Below are 23722 nucleotides of genomic sequence, written 5' to 3' on the forward strand. Positions count from 1 at the left end.
CCGGCGGACCAACCCGCAGGAAGCCCGGCCGTCAAGCTGGGTCTCCCTGCCCGCCGGCGGCATGTGCGCCGCCGGCGGACTCCTCCGCGGCGGCCCGCGCGGTGTCCACCAAGATCCGCCAGGGACCGGTGAGGGCCTGTTCCGGAAGGGCCGCCCTGCGCCGCCCGGCGGTGATGGCGTAGAAGAAGCGGTCCGGTTGCGGCGAATCCATGGCGGCTGCCGCCGCCCGGGTGGTACGCGGAACCGCATCCCACGGGCAGGCCTCAAGGAGGGGCTGCCACTGGCTAAGGTCGCTGTCCGTCCGGGCATCAACAGTCCACACCCTGGTGACGGCCGCGATCCCGCCGCTGCGCTCCACCGTGATCTTCATTGCACGCCCCCGGGCTCTTCGGATATCCCGGCGGCCGGAGGCCGGCACGCCGGAACAGTGGCTAAACCTTGACCCTCACAGTTTCCCACGCACCACGGACGGCGTCATGCTCCTTGGTTCCGGAACCAAACAGGTCCGCTGCAGCGCGCACCGTGGCACGGGCAAAGATGGTGAACGTGGCGGCGGCGGGCAGCGAGCCGTTGGTCAGTGTCTCGTACCAGATGCGGCCGGGCGCCTCCCAGGCATTACCGCCGAGTGCGCCGGCCACCAGGTAGAAGGCGCGGTTGGGGATGCCGGAGTTGATGTGGACGCCACCGTTGTCCGCGCTGGTCCGGACGTAGGAGTCCATCGAGTCCGGCTGTGGGTCCTTGCCGAGCACGTCGTCGTCGTACGCTGTCCCGGGCGCTTTCATTGAGCGGAGTGCGGCACCCTGCACCTGGGGTGTAAAGAGGCCCTCACCGATCAGCCAGCTTGCCTCGGCGGCGGACTGTTTCCTGACGAACTGTTCAACGAGCGCGCCGAAGACGTCTGACATCGATTCGTTCAGGGCGCCCGCCTGGTTCCGGTAGGCGAGCCCGGCAGAATACTGGGTGACGCCGTGGGCAAGTTCGTGCCCGATGACGCTGACGGACTTGGTGAAGCGTTCGAAGACCTCGCCGTCGCCATCACCGAACACCATCTGGCTGCCGTTCCAAAAGGCATTGTCATACAGCTTGCCGAAGTGCACCGTGGCATCGAGCTTCAGGCCGCGTCCATCCACTGAGTCCCGTCCGAAGGCCTCGGCATATAAGCGGTGCGTATGGCCCAGCGCGTCGTAGGCCTCATCCGTCGCGGCGTCGCCGGAGGGAGCGGCGCCTTCCGCGCGGACCAGGGTGCCCGGCAGCGTTTCGGCGCCTTCGGCGTCGTATACGCTGCGCTTCACCGGTTCCGGCGTTGCCTGGCGTAAACCGGCCGGGACGGCCGGCACCCCTTGGGCACGTGCAGCCTGGAACGATTCGACGTGCCCCAGGGCCTTCCTGGCCGCGCTCGCCGCGGAAGAGTATTCCGGGGCGTCCTCCCCGGCCAGCCGCCGCAACAGGTAGGGCGGAACGATGGAACAGAACGGAACATGCATGGTGTACCCCCTCAGTCAGGTCTCTTCAGCCTAAGAGCGGGCAGTGACAATCGGCTGCAGGCACGGAACCGGACCTGATGGGCCGCGCCGGCGTCCGGAAGCCCGGCGGTTGGGTACGGTAGGCGCATGGCGCAAACCGAAAAGCGATCCAAGTCCAGTTCCACGTTGCTGACGGTTATTATCGCGTTCGCGGCCAACATCCTCGTGGCGGCCGCCAAATCGGTGGCGGCTGTCCTGTCCGGATCGGCCTCGATGGCCGCGGAGGCAGCGCATTCCTGGGCGGACACCGGAAACCAGGTGTTCCTGTTTTTCGCGGAGCGGCGGTCCGCCCGGCCCCGCGACAAGGGCCATCCCATGGGCTACGGACGCGAAGCGTATGTATGGTCGATGTTCGCGGCTTTTGGGCTATTCACCGCCGGTGCGGTGGTTTCGATCATGCACGGGATCCAGGAGATCATTAAGCCCGAGCCCGCGGCCGACTTCATGGTGGCCTACGTGGTCTTGGCCGTCGCTTTCGTTTTCGAAGGGATTTCCTTCATCCAGGCCTTCCGGGAAACCCGGAAGGCGGCCCACGAGCTGGAACGGCACACCCTGGAGCAGGTCCTTATCAGCTCCGACCCCACCCTGCGGGCCGTGTTCGCGGAGGATGCGGCCGCGCTGATCGGACTTGTCGTGGCCTTTATTGGCGTGTTCCTGCACCAGGTCACCGGCTCGCCGCTGCCCGATGCCATCGGTTCCATCTTCGTGGGGGTGCTGCTCGCCGTCGTCGCCGTCCTCCTGATCGACCGCAACCGTCGCTTCCTCGTCGGCCAGGGCGTCACCCCGGACATCGAACGGTCCATGGCACGGCGGATCCTGGAGCACCAGGACATCGCCAGGCTCACGTATCTGCACCTTGAATTCGTCGGGCCCCGCAAGCTCTACCTCGTTGCCGCCGTGGACTTGCAGGGCGACCACCCTGAGCACGAAGTGGCCGTGGCCCTGCGCCGGATCGAGCGCGAACTTGAGGACCACGCAACCGTGGAGGAAGCCGTGCTGACCTTGGCCACACCTGACGAGGCCGCCCTGCATTTCTGAACCGGCAAAAAACGGAAAACCCCGCCGCTTCACTGAAGCGGCGGGGTTTCCTGTGGTGCCCTCGATAGGATTCGAACCTACGACCTTCTGCTCCGGAGGCAGACGCTCTATCCCCTGAGCTACGAGGGCAATCCGGATGTCCTGCCGTTGCCGGCGGGACGTCCTAGAGCTTAGCAGGAAGGTGGCCCGCAAGGGAAAACCGTCCTCGGCGGCACACTTTGCGCTGGCGGCGGGGCCCTCAGTAGCCGGAAAAGGAATCGGTGTGGACACGCCGGGCGCCGGCCCTGCGGGCTGCGCGCCGCAGGGCGGCAACGCTCGCCGGGGAACCGGACACATAGACCTCCCGGGCGGCAATATCCGGGACCAGTGCGGTGAGCGTGGCTCCGTCCAGCCGTTGACCCGGAGTGCCCTGGCCGACACCTTTGGATCCGGCAGGTGCGGGAGCCAGCCCCGACGGCGGCCCGGAGCCATCCGCCACCCGCACCAGGACCCGGATGCCCGAGGCCCGCAGCTCGTCGGCATACGCCACTTCGTCGCCGCTGCGGGCCAGCAGCAGGAGGACGGCATCCCGGTCCCGCAGCCCCCCGGAGGACAGGTGCGAGACGAACGGGGTGATGCCGATTCCTGCCGCGATCAGGAGGACGGGCCGTCGGGGATCGCGGGGAAGGACGAAGTCGCCGCCCACCGACGTGGCAGTGACTTCATCGCCCGGGCTCAGGTCCAGCAGCACCTTCTTGGCCCCGGACACCGGGCCGGCTGTCTGGACCCCGAACCGGAGCAGCCGGTCGCGCGGGGAGCCCGTCAGGCTGAACACCCGGCGCCGCCCCCTGCCGTCACGTTTCCGGTGCGGTAGATCCAGTTCCATGTATTGTCCTGGAACGAACCGGACCGGCCTGGACGGTTCAAACGAGAACTCAGTGGTGCTGGGCGTCAACGGCCGGGTGCCGGCGAGCCGCAACTTGACCGCGCCGCGCTGGCCGGCCATGAAGGCCAGGAGGTTGCCGGCCAACAGTGCCGCCTCTGGCGAATTCGCAAAGGCTCCCAGATTGTAAGGGGCGGCAAACAGGATTCCCACCACGGCGGCCAGGGACAGTTGCTGCCAACGCCGCGGAGGCAGGGTCAGGGGTTCGGTGAGCATGAATCCCACGAAGAACAGCACCGGCCGCTGGGCCAGGGCCTGGTAGACGCCCATGCCGGCTGTCATGCCCGCACGGAGCAGTTCAACGGTGATGATGGCCGTGGCCACCGCCGTGAATACAGACGCCATCAGGATCTTGCGGGTCCGGTACAGGACCAACACCACGCCCGGAACCACCAGCCACAGCATGGCAGGAGTGGCGGCCCACCAGGTGGCGATGTTCAGCCCGGTGAGCCCGGTGACGAAAGCCCCCGCCGCGGCCGGATTGAAAATGTGCCGCCCCCGCCACGCCAGGGCATATTTCGACGCCGAAGCCAGGACGCACGCCAGCGCCACCCCCGCAACGTCCAGCGGCTGCACGGACGGCCAGAACAGGAAATACAGCAGGAGTCCCGTGATCAGCGACGATTCCGAATGGGGATTCACGCGGAAAAGCGCTGCCAGCCCCCGGTTGGTGGCATAGGTCAGCATCAGGCACAGTACCAGGTGCGCCAGCATCTCCGGAATGCCGAACTCCAGCCGGCCCAGCACGTCCAGGAGCAGGCTGTAGGCGGCAAGGACGGCCAGGACCAGCAGGATCAGGCGGTACATGGTGAGTTTGCCCACGGCTGTGCCCACCCTGCCGGCCAGTGCCGGACGCGGACCGGCCGGCGGTGTTTCCACGGGGTTCATGAGAAGAGTGTCCCTTCGAAAGCGGCTGAGTAGGCGGCGCTGCCGTCGGAAAAGACGGTCAGCCAGGAAAAGTCGAATTCCTCCTGGAGAGCGGTGCCCGGCACGAAGAAGAGGGCCGTCGCCAGGGTGTCGGCCAGCATCGCGGTGTCCGCCACTGCCCAGGTGGCGACGGCGGTCCGGACCGGCCACCCGGTTGTTCCGTCAAGCACATGGTGCAGTCCGTCGCCCCAGGAGCGCCGGTTGGCTGCGGAAGCGCACAGGGCGCGCCCGGCCAGCTCCACGACGCCGATGGCCTGCTCCGGGTTGTAAGGGTGTTCGAGGGCAACGCTGATGGGCTCGGGGCCGTGGGCCAGCAGGTCGCCGCTGGCGTCGATGATGAAGGAGCCGGCGCCGGCAGCCTCCAGCTCGGCAGCCAGCAGGTCAACCAGCAGGCCCTTGCCTGCGGCGCCGATGTCCAGCACCACCGGCTCGCGGGCGGCAACGTCGGCACCTGACCAGCTGAGCACCGATTCCCAGGCGGGCGCGGGGAGCGGCGGACCTGCCGGTTGGAGTGCGTAGCCAGGACCGTATCCAAGTTGCTCCAGGCTGCCGCCGATCAACGGCGTCATGGCGCCACCGGTCAACCCGTACAGCGTGGAATACAGCCGGCCGAGCGCTGCGGCCTCGTCGGGAAACCGGTAACGCCCGGGCTTGCGCGCCATCCCGGCGATCAGGGAGTCGGCCCTGAACCGGGACCATGCGGCGTCGAATCTTTCAACGCGGTCCAGGAGCCGCGCCCGCAGCGGCGCCGTCAACAGCAGGGGAGTGGAGATCTCCCAGTCGGTGCCAATCCCTTGGAACGGAAAGCCCTCCCAGTCCGTGACGGACACCGCCTACTGCGCCTCCGACTTGATCTTCCCCACGGCCTGGTTGAAACCTCCGCTGGTCAGCGATGAGCCGGCAACCTTGGAAACGTTGAGCTCATCAAGGTTCCTGCCCACTACATGCGCCGCGATGCCGCCGGCGAATTCGCCCTGGAACTTGCGGGTATTGGGGTTGGACGGGTGCTGGGTGATCTGCACGTCGGTGACTCTTCCGGCGGCCAGCGTCAACTGCACGCCGACGGTCTCCGTGCCGTTGGGCGAGACATAGTTGCCGTCCGCGCTGTACGTGCCGTCCTTGTAGCTGCCACCACTGCCGGCCAGTGCCGTGGACCCGCCCGATGGTGCGGCGGACGTGCGTCCGGCGGCGCCGTTGCCCGCCGGCGGGGCGTCGGCCGCCGAGGGTGCGCAGCCGGCTACGGTTCCGGCCAGTGACAACCCGGCGATTCCGGCATAGAGGGTCCGGCGGAGGGCGCTGTTGTTTGCCGGCGGGCCTGCGGGTACGGACGGGCTCTTGCGGGTGGAGGGTCTCATGAAGGCTCTCGTTTCACTCGGGGGTCATGCCGTGCGGCAGTGGCTACGCTTTGGACAACGCCGGATGCGCCCGAAAGGTTCAGCCGCGGCGGCGGGCCGGCGTCAAATTCTTTGCTGTCACCGGCCCCCGGTAGGCTAGGGGGGTGACTCCCGAAGAACTTTCCCTCGCCATATCCGCCTGCCTCAAGGACGCCGTCACCGCCGGCGAAATCGCCCTTGCGGAATCAGCAATTCCTGCTGAGGTGCGCGTGGAGCGACCCAAGAACAGGGACCACGGCGACTGGGCCACCAACATCGCCCTCCAGCTGGCCAAGCCGGCCGGAACCAACCCGCGCGCGTTCGCCACCATCCTCAGCACCCGGCTGCAGTCCATCAACGGTGTTTCCGCGGTGGACATCGCGGGCCCGGGATTCCTGAACATCACCGTTGACGCCGCTGCCGCCGGAGCCCTGGCCAAGGCCATTGTTGAGGCCGGCCGGAGCTACGGCACCAATACCGCGCTCGCCGGGCACACCGTCAACATGGAGTTCGTCTCCGCCAACCCCACCGGGCCGCTGCACATCGGCCACACGCGCTGGGCAGCGCTCGGGGATGCCATAGCACGGGTGCTGCGGGCTTCGGGTGCCGATGTCACGGCCGAGTACTACATCAACGACGCCGGGTCGCAGATGAACACTTTTGCGCATTCCGTCTACAACCGGTTGCACGGCCTTCCGGTGCCGGACGGCGGCTACCCGGGGCAGTACATCGCCGATCTTGGCCACGAGGTCATCTCGGCCCACCCGGACATCCGCGAGCTGACGGAGGTGGCTGCGCTGCCCGTCATCCGCGCCGCTGCCTATGAAGCCCAGATGAAGGACATCAAGGCCACGCTGGCTGACTTCGGCGTCGAGTTCGACGTCTTCTTTTCCGAGCAGGAGCTGCACGACGCCGGCGCGATCGAAAGTGCCGTGGCGCGCCTGCGCGAACAGGGCCACGTGTTCGACGACGGCGGCGCGGTCTGGCTGCGGACCACGGACTTTGGCGACGACAAGGACCGGGTGATGGTCCGCGCCAACGGCGAGCCCACCTACTTCGCCGCCGACGCCGCCTACTACCTGTCCAAGAAGGACCGCGGCTTCACCGAGAAGATCTACCTGCTGGGTGCCGACCACCACGGTTACATCAACCGGCTCAAGGCGATCGCCGCTGCCGCGGGCGATGATCCCGACGTGAACATCGAGGTCCTGATTGGCCAGCTGGTCTCCGTCAACGGAGCCAAGCTGTCCAAGCGCGCCGGCAACATCATCGAGCTCAAGGACCTGATCGACTGGCTGGGCAAGGACGCGGTCCGGTACTCGCTGGCCCGGTTCCCGGCCGATTCACCGCTGACCCTGGACCCCGAGCTGCTGAAGAAGAACAGCAACGAGAATCCCGTGTTCTATGTCCAGTACGCCCACGCCCGTTCCCGCGGCGCTGCCCGCAACGCGGTGGCCGCCGGCGTCGAACGCCAGGTGGACGGCCAGGACAGCTTCGAGGCGTCACTGCTGGACCACGCCACGGAGAACGAGCTGCTGTCCTACTTGGGCAGCTACCCGTCGATCGTTGCGAAGGCGGCGGAACTGCGTGAACCGCACCGCGTGGCACGGCACCTTGAAGCCATTGCCGGGGCCTACCACCGCTGGTACGACGCCTGCCGGATCGCCCCCATGGGCGAGGAACCGGTCACCGACCTGAACCGCACGCGGCTGTGGCTCAACGACGCCACCAGCCAGGTGCTCGCCAACGGACTTGACCTGCTGGGCGTTTCGGCGCCGGAACGGATGTAACCGCCATGTCTGTAGCGTCAAATACCGCCGCGTCCCCGCTCGCCCCTGATTGGCTGCAGGTCCCGGCCGATCTCAATGCGCTGCACGAGCCCATGTGGGCCGGCAGCGTGGTCCGGAACGGCGCCGGCGCCCTCACGGTCGGGGGAATGGATGTCCAGGCCCTGAAGGAGCAGTTCGGGACGCCGCTGTTCGTCATGGACGAGGCTGACTTCCGCTCCCGTGCCCGGGCCTTCAAGGACTCCTTCGATGCAGCCTTCGCGGACATCTGCGGCGGCGTGGACGTCTACTACGCCGGGAAATCGTTCCTCTGCACCGCCGTCGTGAAGTGGGTGGAGGAGGAAGGGCTGCGCCTGGACACTGCCTCCGGCGGCGAGCTGGCAGTGGCAGCCCGGGCCGGCATTGCGGGCGAGCGGGTGGCGCTGCACGGCAACAACAAGTCCGACGCCGAGATCAACCGGGCCCTGGACATGAAGCTGGGCCGCATCGTGGTGGACAGCCTGGACGAGCTGGTCCGGGTGGGCGCCCTGGCCCAGGCCCGCGGTGAGCAGGCCAAGGTGATGCTGCGGCTCACCCCGGGCGTGCACGCCCACACCCACGAGTTCATCGCCACCGCACACGAGGACCAGAAGTTCGGCCTGTCCATGGCGACGGATACCACCGACGAAGCCGGCCTCTCCGCTGCCGAGGAAGCCGTGGCAGCAGCCGCGGCGCACCCCGGCATCGAGTTGCTGGGCCTGCACTGCCATATCGGCTCGCAGATCTTCGAACCGGACGGCTTCGCGCTGGCCGCCGAGAAGCTACTCCGTTTCCTGGCCGCCATGCAGGAAAAATACGCCATCACCATGCCGGAACTTGACCTCGGCGGCGGCTACGGGATCGCCTACACGCCGGTGGACACCCCGCGCCCCGCGGCGGACATCGCGGCGGCGATGGCCGCCGTCGTGCGGTCCACCTGCGCCGAGCTGGGCATTGACGCCCCGCGCATCTCGATCGAGCCCGGCCGTGCCATCGTAGGCAGCACCACCTTCACCCTGTACGAGGTTGGCACGCTCAAGACCGTCCGCGTGGACGCTCCGGCGGGGTCCGGCGGTGACGGTGACGGCGGCAACAACGTTACGTATCCGCGCCGGTATGTTTCGGTGGACGGCGGGATGAGCGACAACGCCCGCCCGGTGCTGTACGACGCGGATTATTCTGCCGTCCTGGCCTCCCGCACCTCGGCCGCGGCCCCGCAGCTGTCCCGCGTGGTGGGCAAACATTGCGAGAGCGGCGACATAGTTGTTAGAGATGTATATCTGCCCGAGGACGTGGCAGCCGGTGATCTGCTTGCCGTACCGGGGACCGGCGCCTACTGCTGGGCCCTCTCGAGCAACTACAACTATCTGGCCCGGCCGGGCGTTGTCGCGGTGCGCGACGGATCTGCCCGGCTGATTGTCCGCGGGGAAACCGAAGAAGATCTTTTGAACCGCGACATGGGAGCCTGAATGACGGAAATGCGAACCCTGAAAGTGGCCCTCCTGGGCTGTGGCAACGTCGGGGCCCAGGTTGCGCGGATCCTGCTGGAGGACGCCGACGCCCTCGCCGCCCGCGCCGGAGCGCGCCTGCAGCTCAGCGGCATCGCCGTGCGCAACGTGAACTCCAAGCGCGACGTCGAGCTGCCGCAGGAACTGTTCACCACCGACGCCGAGACCCTGGTCAAGGACGCGGACCTGGTGATTGAACTGATGGGCGGCATCGAACCGGCCCGCACCCTGATCCTCACCGCGCTGCGCAACGGCGCCTGCGTGGTCACCGGCAACAAGGCACTCTTGGCGCAGGACGGCCCAACCCTGTACGAAGCGGCAGACAAAGCCGGCGTCCAGCTCTCCTACGAGGCCGCCGTCGCCGGAGCCATCCCGATCCTCCGCCCCATCCGCGACAGCCTCTCCGGCGACCGGATCACCCGGGTCTTGGGCATCGTGAACGGCACCACGAACTTCATCCTCGACCAGATGGACAGCACCGGCGCCCAGTTCGCCGACGCCCTCGCCGAAGCCCAGCGCCTCGGCTACGCCGAAGCGGACCCCACTGCCGACGTCGAAGGGTACGACGCGGCGGCGAAGGCCGCCATCCTGGCGTCGCTCTCCTTCCACACCCGGTTCGCGCTGGAAAACGTCCACTGCGAAGGCATTTCCGCCGTCACTGCCTCGGACATCGCCGCGGCAAAAGACGCCGGCTTTGTCATCAAGCTGCTGGCCATCGCGGAGAAGCTGACCGGTTCCCACGGTAAGGAAGGCGTGTCCGTCCGCGTCCACCCCACCCTCCTGCCGCGGGAACACCCACTGGCCGCTGTCCGGGGCGCCTTCAACGCCGTCTTCATCGAGGCGGAAAACGCCGGCGAGCTGATGTTCTACGGCCAAGGCGCCGGCGGCACGCCCACCGCCTCCGCCGTGATGGGCGACCTCGTGTCCGCTGCCCGACGCCTGGTCCTGGGCGGCCCGCAGCGCACCGAGACCACCACCGGCCACGTCCCGGCGCTGCCCATCGAGGCGGCAACCACCAGCTACTACATCGGCCTGGACGTCGCCGACCAGCCCGGTGTGCTGGCGCGGATCGCCCAGCTTTTCGCCGAGCACGGCGTGTCCATCGAAATCATGCGGCAGACCATCCACCGCGACGCCGAATCCAACGTGGAGTCGGCCGAGCTGCGGATCGTCACCCACCGCGCGTCCGAGGCTGCCCTTGCAGCCACCGTCGAGGCCGTGAAAGGCCTGGACGTCATCAATTCAGTTACATCCGTTCTGCGGGTAGAAGGAGTCTAAGTGGCTCACCAATGGCGCGGCGTCATCCGCGAATACGCTGACCGTCTGCCCGTGACGGAGTCCACCAGGGTCATCACCCTGGGCGAGGGCGGCACCCCGCTGGTGCACGCGCAGAAACTCTCCGAACTCACCGGCTCCCAGGTCTACCTGAAGGTGGAGGGGATGAACCCCACCGGATCCTTCAAGGACCGCGGCATGACCATGGCCATGACGGCCGCCGTGGCTTCCGGTGCCAAGGCCGTGGTGTGCGCCTCCACCGGCAACACCTCCGCCTCCGCGGCCGCCTACGCCACGGCCGCCGGCCTGCAGTGCGCCGTCCTGGTGCCCGAAGGCAAGATCTCCATGGGCAAGCTCAGCCAGGCCATCGCGCACGGCGCCACCTTGCTGCAGGTTGACGGCAACTTCGACAACTGCCTGGACATCGCCCGCAAGCTGGGGGAGTCCTACCCGGTCTTCCTGGTCAACTCGGTCAACCCTGCCCGTATCCAGGGCCAGAAGACCGGAGCATTCGAAGTGGTGGACGCCCTGGGCGACGCACCGGACATCCACGTCCTGCCGGTGGGCAACGCCGGCAACATCACCGCCTACTGGAAGGGCTACAAGGAGTACTCCGCGCCCTTTGAATCGGAAACTGCCGGGACGCTGCCGGCGGTCTCCACCAAGACGCCTGCCATGTGGGGCTTCCAGGCAGCCGGCGCGGCCCCCTTCGTCGCCGGCCACCCGATCACCGAGCCGGACACCATTGCCACCGCCATCCGCATCGGAAACCCCGCATCCTGGGACGGCGCCGTCGGCGCGCGTGACGAGTCCGGCGGACTCATAGACGCCGTCACGGACGAGGAAATCCTGCACGCACACCGCTGGCTGTCCGCAAAAGAAGGCGTCTTCGTGGAGCCCGGCTCCGCAGCAGGCGTGGCTGGCCTGCTCAAGAAGCATGCCGCAGGTGAAGTCCCCGGCGGGAAGACCATCGTCATCACCGTCACCGGGCACGGCCTCAAGGACCCGCAGTGGGCCCTTCGCACCGAGGACGGCAGCGACGTGCAGCCTGTCAAGGTGCCCAACGACGTCGTCACCGTTGCCGCTGAGCTGGGACTGGAAGAAAAGTAGCCTTGGACACCACCTCGCAGGCCGCCGTCGGACTGCACCTCATCGAGCCGGGCCAGCGCGTCACCGTCCGCGTCCCTGCGACGTCGGCCAATCTTGGCCCCGGCTACGACAGCCTGGGGCTTGCCCTGGCCCTGCACGACACCCTCACCGTGGAAAGCCTGGACACGGACGAACTCTTGTTCGAGCTGCACGGCGAGGGTGCCGAAACGCTGCCCCGCGATGCCAGCCACCTGGTCATCCGTGCCATGGACGCAGCGTTTGGTCGGCTGGGATACCGCCACGGCGGCCTGAAGGTGACTGCCCAGAACGTGAACCCGCACGGGCGGGGGCTTGGTTCCTCCGCCTCTGCCGTGGTGGCCGCCGTCTCCGCTGCCAACGCCATGGTGCCCGCCGGCAGCCGGCGCGGAAAGGACTGGATCCTCCAGCTCACCAGTGAAATCGAAGGCCATCCGGACAACGTCGCACCCGCCATATTCGGCGGACTGGCGCTGTCATGGCAGGACAGTGAGCAGTACAGCAGCACCAGTGCCACCGTGGCCGGTGACGTCATCCCCGTCGTCGCCGTGCCGGACTTCGAACTGTCCACGGAAGCCGCCCGCGCCCTCCTCCCTGTGTCAGTGGGACACCACGCCGCCGCAATGAACTCCGGGCGGGCGGCCTTGCTGATCCATGCTCTTACCCAAAAGCCGGAATACCTGCTCCCGGGCACCGAAGACTACCTGCACCAGAGCTACCGGGCAGAGGCCATGCGGCCCAGTGCGGCCCTGATCGGGGCCCTGCGCAAATCCGGCTTCGCCGCAGTGGTCTCCGGGGCCGGCCCCACCGTCCTGGTTCTGGCGAACGGCGCGGCCCAAGCAGGGGACGCGGTGGCTTTCATTGAGTCCTTCACGGCAAACAACACGCCGGATATCGGCTGGCGGGTACTGAAGCTCGCAGTGGACGTTGAAGGTGCTAAGGTGGACTTGCACCGGCGGTAATTCCGCCTATCTGATCTGCTCGTGCATTCAGTTGCTGTTTTGATCTACCGACTGTGAATGTATTCCGGTGCCGCCTGCTTGGTCTGTCGCAGGAAATTGCAGCATCCAACTGCCCCTGAACCGTCAGCCCGGTGTTGCTCCATGAGTGCAGCGCAAGGTGAATCAGTATCCGGCCCTGCTGGCCGAAATCCAACCGGCAAGGCCGAAAAATCCCGGCTGCAGATCTGAACTGCAGCCCAGATCAAATCATCGCGTCCAGCTCCTCGTCTGGGCGCCGTCGAGGGGGAAGGATCCTTCGTGACCGAAACCACTGAGCTGTCACCAGCTGTGGAACACACAACTTCTGCTGCCGAATCATCGGCTGCACCCGCCAAGAGCAGCGGCCTTGCAGGCCTGAAGCTCGCCCAGCTGCAGGCCCTCGCCAGCCAGCTCGGTATCTCCGGCGGCTCCCGCATGCGTAAGGGGGACTTGGTCTCGGCCATTTCCGCCCACCGCGCCGGAACCCTCACCGCCAAGGCCCCGGCCAAGGCAACCGTCAAGGCCCCCGAGACCGCAGCCGCCCCGGCGGCCGCTCCGGAAGCTTCCGCCGCAGAGGCCCCCGCCGCAGAAGGCAGCCGGGCCCGTGGGCGTGGCCGTAGCCGCCGCGCCGTCAGCGACGGCGTGGTTGCGCCGGCAGCCACGGCTTCCGTTGTCGAAACGGCTGCTGCTGCGCCTGCCGCCGAAGCGCCGTCGGCCGTTTCTTCCGAAACCACCGAAGGCGCGGAAGGCGCCACCGAGCGCCGCCAGCCCCGCACCCGCAACCGCCGCCGCAGCGAGGCCGCTGCCGCCTCCGTCCAGGAAGCTCCGGTGGAAACCCCGGCAGAGCAGCCGGCCACGGAGCAGCGTGCGGGCGAGCAGCGCACTGAAGCTCCCGCAGCCGACTCCGGTGACGCCGGCCAGCGCAGCGATCGCCGTGACGGCGGCCGCACCCGCGGCGGCCGCGACACCACCTCCCGGGATTCCGACGGCGGCCGGGACAACGCCGGCAGCCGCGACGCCGGCCAGCGTGACGGCAACCGCGACAGCGGCCGTGACAACAACGACGACACCGACGGCGGCAGCCGCCGCAACCGCCGGAACCGCCGCGACCGGAACGACCGCAACGACCGCTCCGGCGGCCAGGACCGGGACAACTCGCGCAACGACCGCTTCCGCGACCGCAACGACCGCCGCCGCGGGCGCACCCAGGGACCGGACGTCGACGACGTCGAGGTCACCGAAGACGACGTCCTGCTTCCGGTCGCCGGCATCCTGGACGTCCTGGAGAACTACGCGTTCATCCGCACGTCCGGCTACCTGCCCGGCCCCAACGACGTCTACGTCTCGCTCGCCCAGGTCAAGAAGTACAACCTGCGCAAGGGCGACGCCGTCGTCGGCGCCATCCGCGCCCCGCGCGAAGGCGAAGACCGCAGCAACCAGCAGTCCAACCGCCAGAAGTTCAACGCCCTGGTCCGCGTCACCTCCGTCAACGGCAAAACCGCCGAAGAACTCAAGGACCGCGTCGAGTTCGCCAAGCTGGTGCCGCTCTACCCGTCCGAGCGCCTGCGCCTCGAGACCGACCCCAAGAAGATCGGTCCCCGCGTCATCGACCTGGTCGCCCCGATCGGCAAGGGCCAGCGCGGCCTGATCGTCTCCCCGCCCAAGGCCGGAAAGACGCTCATCCTGCAGTCCATCGCCAACGCCATCACCACCAACAACCCTGAGGTCCACCTCATGATGGTGCTCGTTGACGAACGTCCTGAAGAAGTGACGGACATGCAGCGCACCGTCAAGGGCGAGGTCATCGCCTCCACCTTCGACCGGCCCGCCGACGACCACACCACAGTGGCCGAACTCTCCATCGAGCGCGCCAAGCGCCTCGTGGAAATGGGCATGGACGTGGTGGTCCTCCTGGATTCCATGACCCGCCTTGGCCGCGCCTACAACCTGGCAGCACCGGCCTCCGGCCGTATCCTGTCCGGTGGTGTGGACTCCGCAGCCCTGTACCCGCCCAAGCGCTTCTTCGGCGCCGCCCGCAACATCGAAAACGGCGGCTCGCTCACCATCCTGGCCACCGCGCTCGTCGAGACCGGCTCCAAGATGGACGAGGTCATCTTCGAAGAGTTCAAGGGCACCGGCAACATGGAACTGCGCCTGTCCCGCCAGCTGGCTGACAAGCGCATCTTCCCGGCCGTGGACGTCAACGCGTCCGGTACCCGCCGCGAGGAGAACCTGCTCTCGCCCGAGGAAGTCAAGATCATGTGGAAGCTGCGCCGCGTCCTCTCCGGACTCGAAACGCAGCAGAGCCTTGAACTGCTCACCAACAAGATCCGGGAAACCCAGAGCAACGTCGAGTTCCTCATGCAGGTGCAGAAGACGACGCTTGGTGCGAAGTCCGATAACGACAAGTAGCTGAGTTTAGGGGCGGGGTGCCGGAAAATCCCGTGGCTTGGGGGCCGCGCGGATTTTCCGCCCCCGCCCCTTCGCGTGGCGGCTCAGTCCTGACGGACGTGAGCCGCCACGCTCCGGCAGGCCCGATGCCACTCCCGGGACGGAAAATCCGCGCGGCCGGCGCCGGCTCACCGGGTGTCGCGCACGCTTTGGGAATGGATTCCTGTGCCTGACTAAACTAGGCACAGAACGAAAGAGGTTTATAGATGTTTGAGTCCGTACAGGGCCTGCTTGATGAGCATGACGCTATCCAGGCGCAGCTGGGGGATCCTGCTGTTTATGCTGACCAGCGGCTTGCCCGGAAGCTGGGACGGCGGTCGGCTCAGCTTAATGGCATCGTCGAGGCCTACCACCGGTGGGAGGGCATCCGGGATGACCTTGCCGCGGCCAAGGAGATGGCTGCCGAAGACCCCGAGTTCGCAGCAGAGGTGCCTGAACTGGAAGCCTCGCTGGAAACTGCTGCCGCCAAGCTGCGGCGCCTGCTGATTCCCCGCGATCCGGACGATGCCCGCAACGTAATCCTCGAAGTCAAGGGCGGTGAAGGCGGCGACGAGGCCGCCCTGTTCGCCGGCGACCTGCTGCGCATGTACACCCGGTACGCCGAGTCCCGCGGCTGGAAGACCGAAATCATCTCCGCCACGGAATCCGACCTCGGCGGGTACAAGGACGTCCAGGTGGCCGTCAAGGGCAACTCCAACGACCCCGCCGAAGGCGTCTACGCCCGGCTCAAGTTCGAAGGCGGCGTGCACCGCGTCCAGCGCGTGCCGGTGACCGAATCCCAGGGCCGCATCCACACCTCCGCTGCCGGCGTGCTGGTGCTGCCCGAGGTCGATGAGCCCGAAGAGCTCGAGATCAACCAGAATGACCTCAAGATCGACGTCTACCGTTCCTCCGGACCCGGCGGCCAGTCGGTCAACACCACAGACTCAGCCGTCCGCATCACGCACCTTCCCACCGGCATCGTGGTGGCCATGCAGAACGAAAAGTCCCAGCTGCAGAACCGCGAAGCCGGCATGCGCGTGCTCCGCGCCCGCATCCTGGCGCACCAGCAGGAGCAGATCGATGCCGAGAACTCGGCCCAGCGCAAGTCGCAGATCCGCACCATGGACCGGTCCGAGCGCATCCGCACCTACAACTACCCGGAAAACCGGATCGCCGACCACCGGACCGGCTACAAGGCCTACAACCTGGACCAGGTAATGAATGGCGACCTTGAACCCGTCATCCAGTCCGCCATCGAGATGGACGAACAGGCGCGGCTGGACGCCATCGGCGACTGACGGGGCCCAACCCATGAGTGAGCCCACCCACGTGGCCCAGTCCCTGGCCCAAGCGGTCCGCGAGGCCGCGGACCGCTTGGCCGAGGCAGGTGTCCCCAGTCCGCGGGCCGACGCCGAGCTGCTGGCAGACCACCTCCTGAAGGTCGGGTTGGGACGCCTCCGCGCCCTGATGCTCGGCGACACGCCCGCACCCGCAGGTTACGCCGAACTGGTGTCCGAACGCGTCCGCCGTACGCCCCTGCAGCACATCACCGGGGTGGCGTACTTCCGCTACCTTGAATTGGCGGTGGGTCCCGGCGTCTTCATCCCGCGGCCGGAAACGGAATCCGTGGTCCAGCTGGCCATTGACCACGTCAAGGGCATCCGGGCACCCCGGATCGTTGACCTGGGAACGGGCTCGGGCGCCATCGCCGGCTCCATCGCGCACGAGGTGCCAGACGCCGAGGTGCACGCGGTTGAGTTCAGCCCGTTTGCGCACGCCTGGGCGGCGAAAAACCTGGCACCCCTCGGCGTCAACCTCGTCCTGGGGGACCTGCGGAACGCGCTGCCGGAGCTCAACGGAACAGTCGACGTCGTCATCTCCAACCCGCCGTACATCCCCGCGGCCGCCACGCCGAATGAACCCGAAGTGGCCCTGCACGACCCGCCCGAGGCCTTGTACGGCGGGGGAGCGGACGGCATGGAACTTCCGACGGCGGCAGCGGCCTCAGCTGCCCGGCTCCTTCGTCCAGGGGGCTACTTCGTCATGGAACACGCCGAAGTCCAGGCCGGCTGGATTGCCGCCATGCTCCACCGGACCGGCGCCTGGACAAGCATCAGTACGCACCTGGACCTCAACGGCAAGGAACGCGCCACCAGCGCCGTCCTCGCGGACCAGACCCCACGGAATGAAAGAATGGGCCAGTGACCACAACCTACAACTGCACCATCGATGACGAGCGGGCACAGGGCCTGGAACACGCCCAGCGTGCCATCAGCGAAAAGAAGTGCGTGGTTCTCCCCACGGACACGGTCTACGGGATCGGCGCGGACGCCTTCTCGCCCCAGGCCGTCACCATGCTGCTGGTATCAAAAGGGCGCAGCCGGACCATGCCGCCTCCCGTCCTGATCCCGCGCATCAACGCCCTGGACGGGCTTGCCACCGAAGTATCAGCCGACGCGCGCAAGCTCGCCGAAGCTTTTTGGCCCGGCGGCCTCACGCTGATCCTGCACGCCCAGCCCTCGCTCGACTGGGACCTCGGCGAAACCAAGGGCACCGTAGCGCTGCGGATGCCCGCTGACGAGGTAGCGCTGGAACTGCTGACCCTGACCGGACCGCTTGCAGTCTCCTCTGCCAACCGCACCGGCCAGGCAGCGGCGCAGACCGCGGCAGCGGCCCGCGAACAGCTGGCAGACTCCGTCGAGGTGTACCTGGAAGGCGGCCCGCGGCCGCTGGAAGGCGAAGCCGGCGTCCCGTCGACCATCGTGGACGCCACCGGCCCCATCCTCCGGGTTGTCCGCAACGGGGCCGTCAGCCTCGACCGCCTGCGCGAGCACGTCCCCGGTGTCCTGGGGCTCGGCGAGATTCCGATGGCAGCCGAAGAACCGGGCACCGACACCGCCGGTGAACCGGACGCCAGCGTTGCGGACAACGCCGACGCCGCTCCGGAAAACTGACATGCAGCCCAAAGTCGCCGTAGCAGCCGTCACCTTCGACCGCCACGAGGAGCTGGCCCTGCTCCTGCAAGGCCTGGCCGCCCAAACGGCGCCCATCCATTCCATCGCCCTGGTGGACTCCGGCACCGTCCCCGCCACCGACGTGGTCAACGCGGTGGGAGCGGACAACATCAACTACCTGCGCTCCGAAGCAAACCTCGGCGGCGCCGGCGGGTTCGCGTACGCCATCCTGGCCGCCATGGCCAGCGGGGCGGAATGGATCTGGATGATGGACGACGACGGACACCCGGAGGACGCCAGCTGCTTGGCCGAGCTGCTCCGCACCGCCGACGAGCACCAACTGGACATCATCAGTCCGCTGGTTGCCGCCACCGCAGATCCCAACCGGCTCTCCTTCAATTTCCGCATCAACGGCCTGCTGACCAACGACAGGTCCCGGCTGGCGCCCATGGGCTATCTCCCGGACATGGTCCACTTCTTCAACGGCGCACTGATCCGGACTGAGGTCTTCTACAAGATCGGCATTCCCGACGTGAAGTTCTTTATCCGCGGGGACGAGGTGGACTTCCTCTCGCGGGTGAAGAAGGCAGGCCTCAAATACGGAACGCTGGCCACCGTCGCCGTACAGCACCCCGCCACTTGGACCGAGATGAAGCCGGTATTCGGCGGCTTCATCACCCCCGTCATCCCGGAGGGCGAATTCAAGCGCTACTGCTATTTCCGCAACCGTGGCTACCTGACCCGGAAGTACCGCAACCTGCGCTGGTTCAGCGCCGACATCGTCGGTTTCCCGTACTACTTCCTGAAGGCCGGTGACTTCAAGGGCCTCGCCCACTGGTTCGGCGCCTATTCCACCGGCTTCCGCGGCAAGGGCTTCGGCTCGCCGGCGGAACTGATGTCCGCAAGGAACTAGGCCGCCGTGGACAACCTGTACGCCGTCGTCGTCACCTACAACCGGGCCGACTTTCTCCGCAACCTGCTCCAGTCCTTCACCCGGCCGGGCAGCGCCCCCGCGCAGGTCCTGGTGGTGGACAACGCCAGCACCGACCACACGGCCGACGTCGTAGCGCAGGCAATCTCCGCCGGCGGACCGCCCATCCGGTACGAAAGGCTGGACCGGAACGTGGGCGGCGCCGGAGGATTCTCCCGCGGCGTCGAACTGGCGCTGGAGTCGGGTGCCGAGTGGCTGTGGCTGATGGACGACGACGTCGAGGTCCTCCCCGGCGCCGTGGACGCCTTGGACAAATTCACGCCCGACTACTCCTGCATGATCGGGCGCCGTTACGATGCCAACGGCAACCCCTTCTTCTGGCAGCACCACTTCGTGGAATCGCTGGGCATTTTCCTGCCGGTGTCGCGGGACGTGTTCAAGCATTCCGACGTATTCCGCACCAACGTGGGAAACTTCGAGGGCATGCTGGTCAAGGCCACGGTGGCCCGGGACATTGGACTGCCGGACCCGCGCTTCTTCATCACCTGGGACGACCTCATCTACGGCTGGCTCGCCGCGCAGCGGACCCCGGTGGTGTACGTCAACGCCTTCGTCATCAAGAAGGTCCGCGCCCAGCGGCAGGTGGACCTGGGATTGCGCCACCTCAATGATTCCTCCGACCTCAGCCGACGCTACGTGATGCGCAACCGCGGCCACGTGGCGCACTACCTGAAGTCGTACGGCAAGTACAACCGGGCCGGCTTCGCGGCCGGGACGGCGCTGACCTTCCTGAAGGAAGTAGCCCGGCTGGTCCTGGTGGAACGCACTCTCAAAGGCTCCGGCGCCCTGTGGCGCGGATGGCGTGAATCCCGATCGATCCTCGCGGACACGGACTGGAAACCCATGCCTCCGGTGCCTGCGCATCCGGGAACTGGAAGGCGAAGAGACTAGTATCGTTCCAGGCCCCGACGCCGTCCGACGGTTTTTGCGGCGGGGCATTTTAAAAAAAGGCGCTGGCCGCCGTGGTAGTGGAAGTCGGTTGCATCTTCTGTTGAGTACAAAATCTGAAACGCGCGCACCCGCCGCAGTACGGGACGAGAAGCCCGCCCTCTGGATCTGGATCCAGATGTTCCTCGACTCCATGTCGTGGGTCGTGGCCATCGTCCTGGCACTGCTGCTTCGCTACGAGATGGGCATCCGGGTGGAGCAGTTCGCCGGTGCCTTCGCCATCGCCGCCATCGCCGTCGTCGTCCAGATGCTGGCAGGGTACTCGCTCGCCCTGTACCGGGGCCGCTATCCATTCGGAAGCTTCCAGGAAGCCCGGGCATTGGTGTTCGTCACCGTCATCGTGGCAGCCTCCATCACCGCAAGCCTGCTGGTCCTCTATGAGGCCATCAACATCGGCCGCAGCGTCGGCCTGATCGCCTTCCCGTTCGCGTGCCTGTTCATGGGCGCCGCCCGTTACGCCAAGCGCCTTTACGCCGAAAGCAAGACCCGGCCCGGGGACGGGGCGCAAAACACCCTGGTCTACGGCGCCGGGTTCCTTGGCAACTCCCTGGTGACACGGATGCTGCAGGACCCGGACTCGCCCTACTTCCCGGTGGGCCTGGTGGATGACGACCCCGCCAAGAAGCACCTGCGCCTCTCCGGTGTCCAGGTGCAGGGCCGCGGGGATGACCTCCCCGCCATCATCCGGCGCACCAGGGCAACCGTCCTGGTGGTGGCCTTCGCGCACGTCGAGGCCGGCCTGGTGCGCCGCATTTCCGACGCCGTGGCCGGGCTCAACGTCCGCGTGCTGGTCCTGCCGCCGCTGCGGGACATGCTCGGCAGCGGAGCGCCCGCGGGGTTCTCCGATTTCCGCGACGTGGCAGTCGAGGATTTGATCGGCCGGCGCCCCGTGGACATCAAGGTCGACGAGATTGCAGGCTACATTACGGGCAAGCGGGTGCTGGTGACCGGCGCCGGCGGATCGATCGGCTCGGAACTCTGCCGCCAGATCGTGCAGTTCGACCCCGCCGAACTGATCATGCTGGACCACGACGAAACCGGGCTGCAGCAGACCCAGATTTCCATCACCGGCCGCGGCCTGCTGGCCGGCCGCGATACCGTGCTGGCCAACATCCGCGACGGCGAAGCCCTCCAGGAGATCTTCGCGGACCGGCGGCCCGAAGTCGTGTTCCACGCGGCAGCACTCAAGCACGCTCCGCTGCTGCAGCAGTACCCCGTGGAAGCCTGGAAAACGAACGTCTGCGGCACGCTGAACGTGCTGCGCGCTGCCCGCCGGGCTGGCGTGTCGAACTTCGTCAACATTTCCACCGACAAGGCCGCCAACCCCACCACCGCCCTTGGCCACTCGAAGCGGGTTGCCGAAAAGCTGACCGCCTGGATGGCCGGGCAGACGCAAAAGAAGTTCGTCTCCGTCCGCTTCGGCAACGTCATGGGCAGCCGCGGCTCCATGCTGCCGCTCTTCACCGAACAGATCCGCGTAGGCGGTCCGGTCACCGTCACCGACCCGGATGTCACGCGGTTCTTCATGACCATTCCCGAGGCCTGCCAGCTGGTGATCCAGGCCGGAGCGATTGGTGCCGGCGGCGACGTCCTGATCCTGGACATGGGCGAACCGGTCCGCATCCTCGACGTCGCGCAACGCATGATCGCCATGTCCGGCAAGAACGTGGAGATCATCTACACCGGACTGCGGCCGGGGGAAAAGCTGCACGAGGAACTGGTGGGCGCCGGCGAGCTGGACAAACGCCCGCTGCACCCCAAGATTTCACACACCCGGGCGACCGAGCAGGATCCGGACAAGCTCGACCTCAACGTCTGGCTGGCCCGCTGTGAAGCGGAACAAGGCGTCAGCATCAGTGATATTCCCGACGACGAGGCCGACGACACGGGCGCCATCAGGGTTGCGTCATGACGCCGCTGGTGCTGGTCGCAGTGGTAACCCTGCTGGCCAGCCTGCTGCTCCCGTTCGCGGTGAAGCCGTGGCTGGTCCGGATGGGGGTGGTGGACGTTCCGTCCGCCCGTTCATCGCACGTCAAGGCCACTATCCGCGGCATGGGGGTCGCAGCTGCGATCGCCACCGTCATCGGTTACGCGGCGGCTGTGCTGCTGGGCGTCGTCACCGTTGACAGGTCCGTGGCCGCCGTCGTCCTGGTGATCATCGTGGCCTGCGCCGTCGTCGGATGGGTCGAGGACCTGCGCGGCCTGTCCATCCGCGGCCGCGCCGCCGCCCAGCTCGGAATTGGTGCCGCCGGATCGGTGGCTTTGATCGTGCTGACCGGCCAGTCGTTCTGGTGGCTGCCGCTTGCCGCCGTGGCGATTGCGGCGTACGTCAACATTGCCAACTTCATGGACGGCGTCAACGGCATCTCGGGCCTGCACGGGGTCACCGCCGGCGTTGCCTATGCGCTGGCCGGCGCGCTGGCCGAACAGCCGTGGCTCACGGCGGGCGGCGCCGTCCTGGCGATGTCCTTCCTCGGATTCCTGCCATGGAACCTGGGCCGCGGCTCCGTTTTCCTGGGCGACGTCGGCAGCTACCTGCTCGGCGCCTCCGTGGCCGCCCTCGCAGTGGCCGGCTTCCTCAGCGGTGTCTACGTGGAGTATGTCCTCTCTCCCATCCTGGTTTACGCCGCGGACACCGGCTACACGCTGCTGCGGCGGATCAAAGCGGGGGAGCGCTGGTACGCCTCCCACCGCGAGCACGTCTACCAGCGGCTCACGGACGTTGGCTTTTCGCACCTACAGTCGGCTGCTGCCGTCACTGCCTGCACGGTTGCCGTCATCATCCTCGGCTTCGTCGCCGCGACCGCGTCTTTGCCGGTGGTGGCCCTGTGCGTTGCCGGCACGGCCCTCGTCCTCGCCCTTTACCTGGCCAGCCCGGACCTGATCGGACGCCGCCGCCGCAGGTCCAAAGTCACACGGCTGCCGGTGACCTAGCCATGTTCTATCTCGTGTAGAATTTAGGGGCAGCCCAAGCTGCTCCTCCACCCTTTGCCTCCTGGCGCTTAGCCATGGGGTTCCGACGATTGGGATCGAATGACCTCCAACGCCGAGTCCGGACCTGCGTCCGGCCATCGACACGTTGGCTCTTCGGGTCCCACCCCCTCGCTCTGGCTGAACCTGCTCAAGCGCAGTTCGATCGCCGCCACCGCCGGACTTGTGCTGTGCACCATTCCTGCTGCGCTCCTGAATGGAGCCAGCGGTGCGGTGTCCAGTGTCCTTGGCGGCCTGCTGGTGATGCTGTTCTTCGGAATCAGCCTGCTGGTGGGCCACTTCGTGGGACGCCGCAATCCGTCCGGCGCGATTGGCGTGTTCGTGGCCACCTACTTCATCAAAGTGGTTGGCTTCGCGGCCGTTCTGTTCGTCGTCGGGGCTCCGGCGTGGCTGCATGGACGCTGGTTTGTCATAGGTGCCGTGGTCGCCGTCGTCCTCTGGCAGGCGGCCGAGATCCATGGCTTCAGCAAAGCCCGCCTCCAGATCTACAACGATCCGGAAGAGAAGGGACCCACCCATGCGTAACCCGAAGAAATCTGACGCTGCAGCCAATGCCAAGCGCCGATCCAACGGCTCCGCACCCGGTGATTCCGAGGCTTCGACGGACGGCGGCTACAACGCTGGAATGGCGGTGTTCAGCTACATCATTGGCGGAATCATCGTCTGGAGTTTGATAGGGTGGGGACTGGATTACGTGTGGGGAACGCGCTGGATCGTGCTCGCAGGCGCTCTGCTTGGAGCCGTCGGAGGTTTTTACCTTTCCCATATGCATGGCCTTACCAGTTCTCGCACAAACGCTGGTGATCGCCATGCTGCCAGCGGGCCGTCCCAGGACGGCAACACTAATGCCAAATAATTTCACAGGGGGAACAGCAGGCTGTCAGGCTGCCGGACCCCGCCCAACGCCCAATGATGGACACTGCAGAGAG

The 23722-nt window shown here is 67.0% G+C and carries 21 protein-coding genes and 1 tRNA gene; 16 read left to right on the forward strand and 6 right to left on the reverse strand.

Annotated elements, in window-relative coordinates:
• Positions 1-31 precede the first annotated feature (31 nt).
• A complete protein-coding gene (locus QRN53_RS02270; RefSeq protein WP_285242405.1) occupies positions 32-370 on the reverse strand; it encodes a protealysin inhibitor emfourin in 339 nt (112 codons plus the stop codon).
• A gap of 61 nt (positions 371-431) precedes the next feature.
• Positions 432-1484, reverse strand: a complete 1053-nt coding sequence (locus tag QRN53_RS02275; RefSeq protein WP_285242406.1) for a M4 family metallopeptidase — start codon at positions 1482-1484, stop codon at positions 432-434.
• Positions 1485-1610: 126 nt separating this feature from the next.
• Here QRN53_RS02275 and QRN53_RS02280 point away from each other — a divergent pair, with 126 nt between their 5' ends.
• Positions 1611-2561: a cation diffusion facilitator family transporter gene (locus QRN53_RS02280; protein ID WP_285242407.1), complete on the forward strand. Its 951-nt coding sequence runs from the start codon at positions 1611-1613 to the stop codon at positions 2559-2561.
• Between the two features lie 53 nt (positions 2562-2614).
• On the opposite strand, the gene QRN53_RS02285 is transcribed toward QRN53_RS02280, so the two are convergent.
• The 4 genes from QRN53_RS02285 to QRN53_RS02300 all read right to left on the reverse strand — a co-directional run bounded on the left by QRN53_RS02285 (position 2615) and on the right by QRN53_RS02300 (position 5765).
• Positions 2615-2690: transfer RNA gene (locus QRN53_RS02285), tRNA-Arg, on the reverse strand.
• Positions 2691-2799: 109 nt separating this feature from the next.
• Positions 2800-4371 (reverse strand): ferredoxin--NADP reductase, encoded by a 1572-nt coding sequence (locus QRN53_RS02290; RefSeq protein ID WP_285242408.1) that lies wholly within the window; start codon positions 4369-4371, stop codon positions 2800-2802.
• Positions 4368-5240 carry an FAD:protein FMN transferase gene (locus QRN53_RS02295; RefSeq protein ID WP_285242409.1) on the reverse strand — a complete coding sequence of 291 codons (873 nt, stop codon included), beginning with the start codon at positions 5238-5240 and terminating at the stop codon, positions 4368-4370. Before QRN53_RS02295 ends, QRN53_RS02290 begins: the two co-directional genes overlap by 4 nt.
• Positions 5241-5243: 3 nt before the next feature.
• The gene (locus tag QRN53_RS02300) at positions 5244-5765 is read right to left on the reverse strand and encodes an FMN-binding protein (protein ID WP_285242410.1); all 522 of its coding nucleotides are present in this window, start codon (positions 5763-5765) and stop codon (positions 5244-5246) included.
• A gap of 143 nt (positions 5766-5908) precedes the next feature.
• On the opposite strand from QRN53_RS02300, the gene argS reads away from it, so the two are divergent.
• From argS to QRN53_RS02375, 15 genes are all read left to right on the forward strand, one after another.
• Entirely contained in the window at positions 5909-7573 is a 1665-nt protein-coding gene (gene argS, locus QRN53_RS02305; protein WP_285242411.1) for an arginine--tRNA ligase, read from the forward strand.
• Between the two features lie 5 nt (positions 7574-7578).
• On the forward strand, positions 7579-9057 hold the full coding sequence (gene lysA, locus QRN53_RS02310; RefSeq protein WP_285242412.1) for a diaminopimelate decarboxylase: 1479 nt from the start codon (positions 7579-7581) through the stop codon (positions 9055-9057).
• A complete protein-coding gene (locus QRN53_RS02315; RefSeq protein WP_285242413.1) occupies positions 9058-10374 on the forward strand; it encodes a homoserine dehydrogenase in 1317 nt (438 codons plus the stop codon).
• Positions 10375-11481 (forward strand): threonine synthase, encoded by a 1107-nt coding sequence (gene thrC, locus QRN53_RS02320; RefSeq protein ID WP_285242414.1) that lies wholly within the window; start codon positions 10375-10377, stop codon positions 11479-11481.
• 2 nt (positions 11482-11483) lie between these two features.
• Complete coding sequence (thrB, locus tag QRN53_RS02325; protein ID WP_285242415.1) at positions 11484-12458, forward strand: homoserine kinase; 975 nt, start codon at positions 11484-11486, stop codon at positions 12456-12458.
• 297 nt (positions 12459-12755) lie between these two features.
• Positions 12756-14888, forward strand: a complete 2133-nt coding sequence (rho, locus tag QRN53_RS02330; protein ID WP_285242416.1) for a transcription termination factor Rho — start codon at positions 12756-12758, stop codon at positions 14886-14888.
• A gap of 245 nt (positions 14889-15133) precedes the next feature.
• Entirely contained in the window at positions 15134-16207 is a 1074-nt protein-coding gene (gene prfA / locus QRN53_RS02335) for a peptide chain release factor 1 (RefSeq protein ID WP_285242417.1), read from the forward strand.
• 13 nt (positions 16208-16220) lie between these two features.
• Entirely contained in the window at positions 16221-17114 is an 894-nt protein-coding gene (gene prmC / locus QRN53_RS02340; RefSeq protein ID WP_285242418.1) for a peptide chain release factor N(5)-glutamine methyltransferase, read from the forward strand.
• Positions 17111-17863 (forward strand): L-threonylcarbamoyladenylate synthase, encoded by a 753-nt coding sequence (locus QRN53_RS02345; protein WP_285242419.1) that lies wholly within the window; start codon positions 17111-17113, stop codon positions 17861-17863. Before prmC ends, QRN53_RS02345 begins: the two co-directional genes overlap by 4 nt.
• Position 17864: 1 nt before the next feature.
• The gene (locus QRN53_RS02350) at positions 17865-18776 is read left to right on the forward strand and encodes a glycosyltransferase (protein ID WP_285242420.1); all 912 of its coding nucleotides are present in this window, start codon (positions 17865-17867) and stop codon (positions 18774-18776) included.
• 6 nt (positions 18777-18782) lie between these two features.
• Complete coding sequence (locus QRN53_RS02355; protein ID WP_285242421.1) at positions 18783-19745, forward strand: glycosyltransferase; 963 nt, start codon at positions 18783-18785, stop codon at positions 19743-19745.
• A gap of 100 nt (positions 19746-19845) precedes the next feature.
• Positions 19846-21714, forward strand: a complete 1869-nt coding sequence (locus tag QRN53_RS02360) for a polysaccharide biosynthesis protein (RefSeq protein WP_502934810.1) — start codon at positions 19846-19848, stop codon at positions 21712-21714.
• On the forward strand, positions 21711-22736 hold the full coding sequence (locus QRN53_RS02365) for an MraY family glycosyltransferase (RefSeq protein ID WP_285242422.1): 1026 nt from the start codon (positions 21711-21713) through the stop codon (positions 22734-22736). The genes QRN53_RS02360 and QRN53_RS02365 overlap by 4 nt, the downstream gene beginning before the upstream one ends.
• A 99-nt stretch (positions 22737-22835) precedes the next feature.
• Complete coding sequence (locus QRN53_RS02370) at positions 22836-23318, forward strand: Cg1360 family ATP-synthase-associated protein (protein WP_285242423.1); 483 nt, start codon at positions 22836-22838, stop codon at positions 23316-23318.
• Positions 23311-23649 carry an AtpZ/AtpI family protein gene (locus QRN53_RS02375; RefSeq protein WP_285242424.1) on the forward strand — a complete coding sequence of 113 codons (339 nt, stop codon included), beginning with the start codon at positions 23311-23313 and terminating at the stop codon, positions 23647-23649. Before QRN53_RS02370 ends, QRN53_RS02375 begins: the two co-directional genes overlap by 8 nt.
• Positions 23650-23722 lie beyond the last annotated feature (73 nt).

Origin of the sequence: Pseudarthrobacter sp. fls2-241-R2A-127 (assembly GCF_030209355.1) — a bacterium.
Lineage (GTDB): Bacteria > Actinomycetota > Actinomycetes > Actinomycetales > Micrococcaceae > Arthrobacter.

Excerpts from the sequence above, each read along its gene's own strand:
- QRN53_RS02270 (WP_285242405.1), bottom strand. The coding sequence starts at position 370 with ATGAAGATCACGGTGGAGCGCAGCGGCGGGATCGCGGCCGTCACCAGG.
- QRN53_RS02275 (WP_285242406.1), bottom strand. The coding sequence starts at position 1,484 with ATGCATGTTCCGTTCTGTTCCATCGTTCCGCCCTACCTGTTGCGGCGG.
- QRN53_RS02280 (WP_285242407.1), top strand. The coding sequence starts at position 1,611 with ATGGCGCAAACCGAAAAGCGATCCAAGTCCAGTTCCACGTTGCTGACG.
- QRN53_RS02290 (WP_285242408.1), bottom strand. The coding sequence starts at position 4,371 with ATGAACCCCGTGGAAACACCGCCGGCCGGTCCGCGTCCGGCACTGGCC.
- QRN53_RS02300 (WP_285242410.1), bottom strand. The coding sequence starts at position 5,765 with ATGAGACCCTCCACCCGCAAGAGCCCGTCCGTACCCGCAGGCCCGCCG.
- lysA (WP_285242412.1), top strand. The coding sequence starts at position 7,579 with ATGTCTGTAGCGTCAAATACCGCCGCGTCCCCGCTCGCCCCTGATTGG.
- QRN53_RS02315 (WP_285242413.1), top strand. The coding sequence starts at position 9,058 with ATGACGGAAATGCGAACCCTGAAAGTGGCCCTCCTGGGCTGTGGCAAC.
- prfA (WP_285242417.1), top strand. The coding sequence starts at position 15,134 with ATGTTTGAGTCCGTACAGGGCCTGCTTGATGAGCATGACGCTATCCAG.
- prmC (WP_285242418.1), top strand. The coding sequence starts at position 16,221 with ATGAGTGAGCCCACCCACGTGGCCCAGTCCCTGGCCCAAGCGGTCCGC.
- QRN53_RS02350 (WP_285242420.1), top strand. The coding sequence starts at position 17,865 with ATGCAGCCCAAAGTCGCCGTAGCAGCCGTCACCTTCGACCGCCACGAG.
- QRN53_RS02365 (WP_285242422.1), top strand. The coding sequence starts at position 21,711 with ATGACGCCGCTGGTGCTGGTCGCAGTGGTAACCCTGCTGGCCAGCCTG.
- QRN53_RS02370 (WP_285242423.1), top strand. The coding sequence starts at position 22,836 with ATGACCTCCAACGCCGAGTCCGGACCTGCGTCCGGCCATCGACACGTT.
- QRN53_RS02375 (WP_285242424.1), top strand. The coding sequence starts at position 23,311 with ATGCGTAACCCGAAGAAATCTGACGCTGCAGCCAATGCCAAGCGCCGA.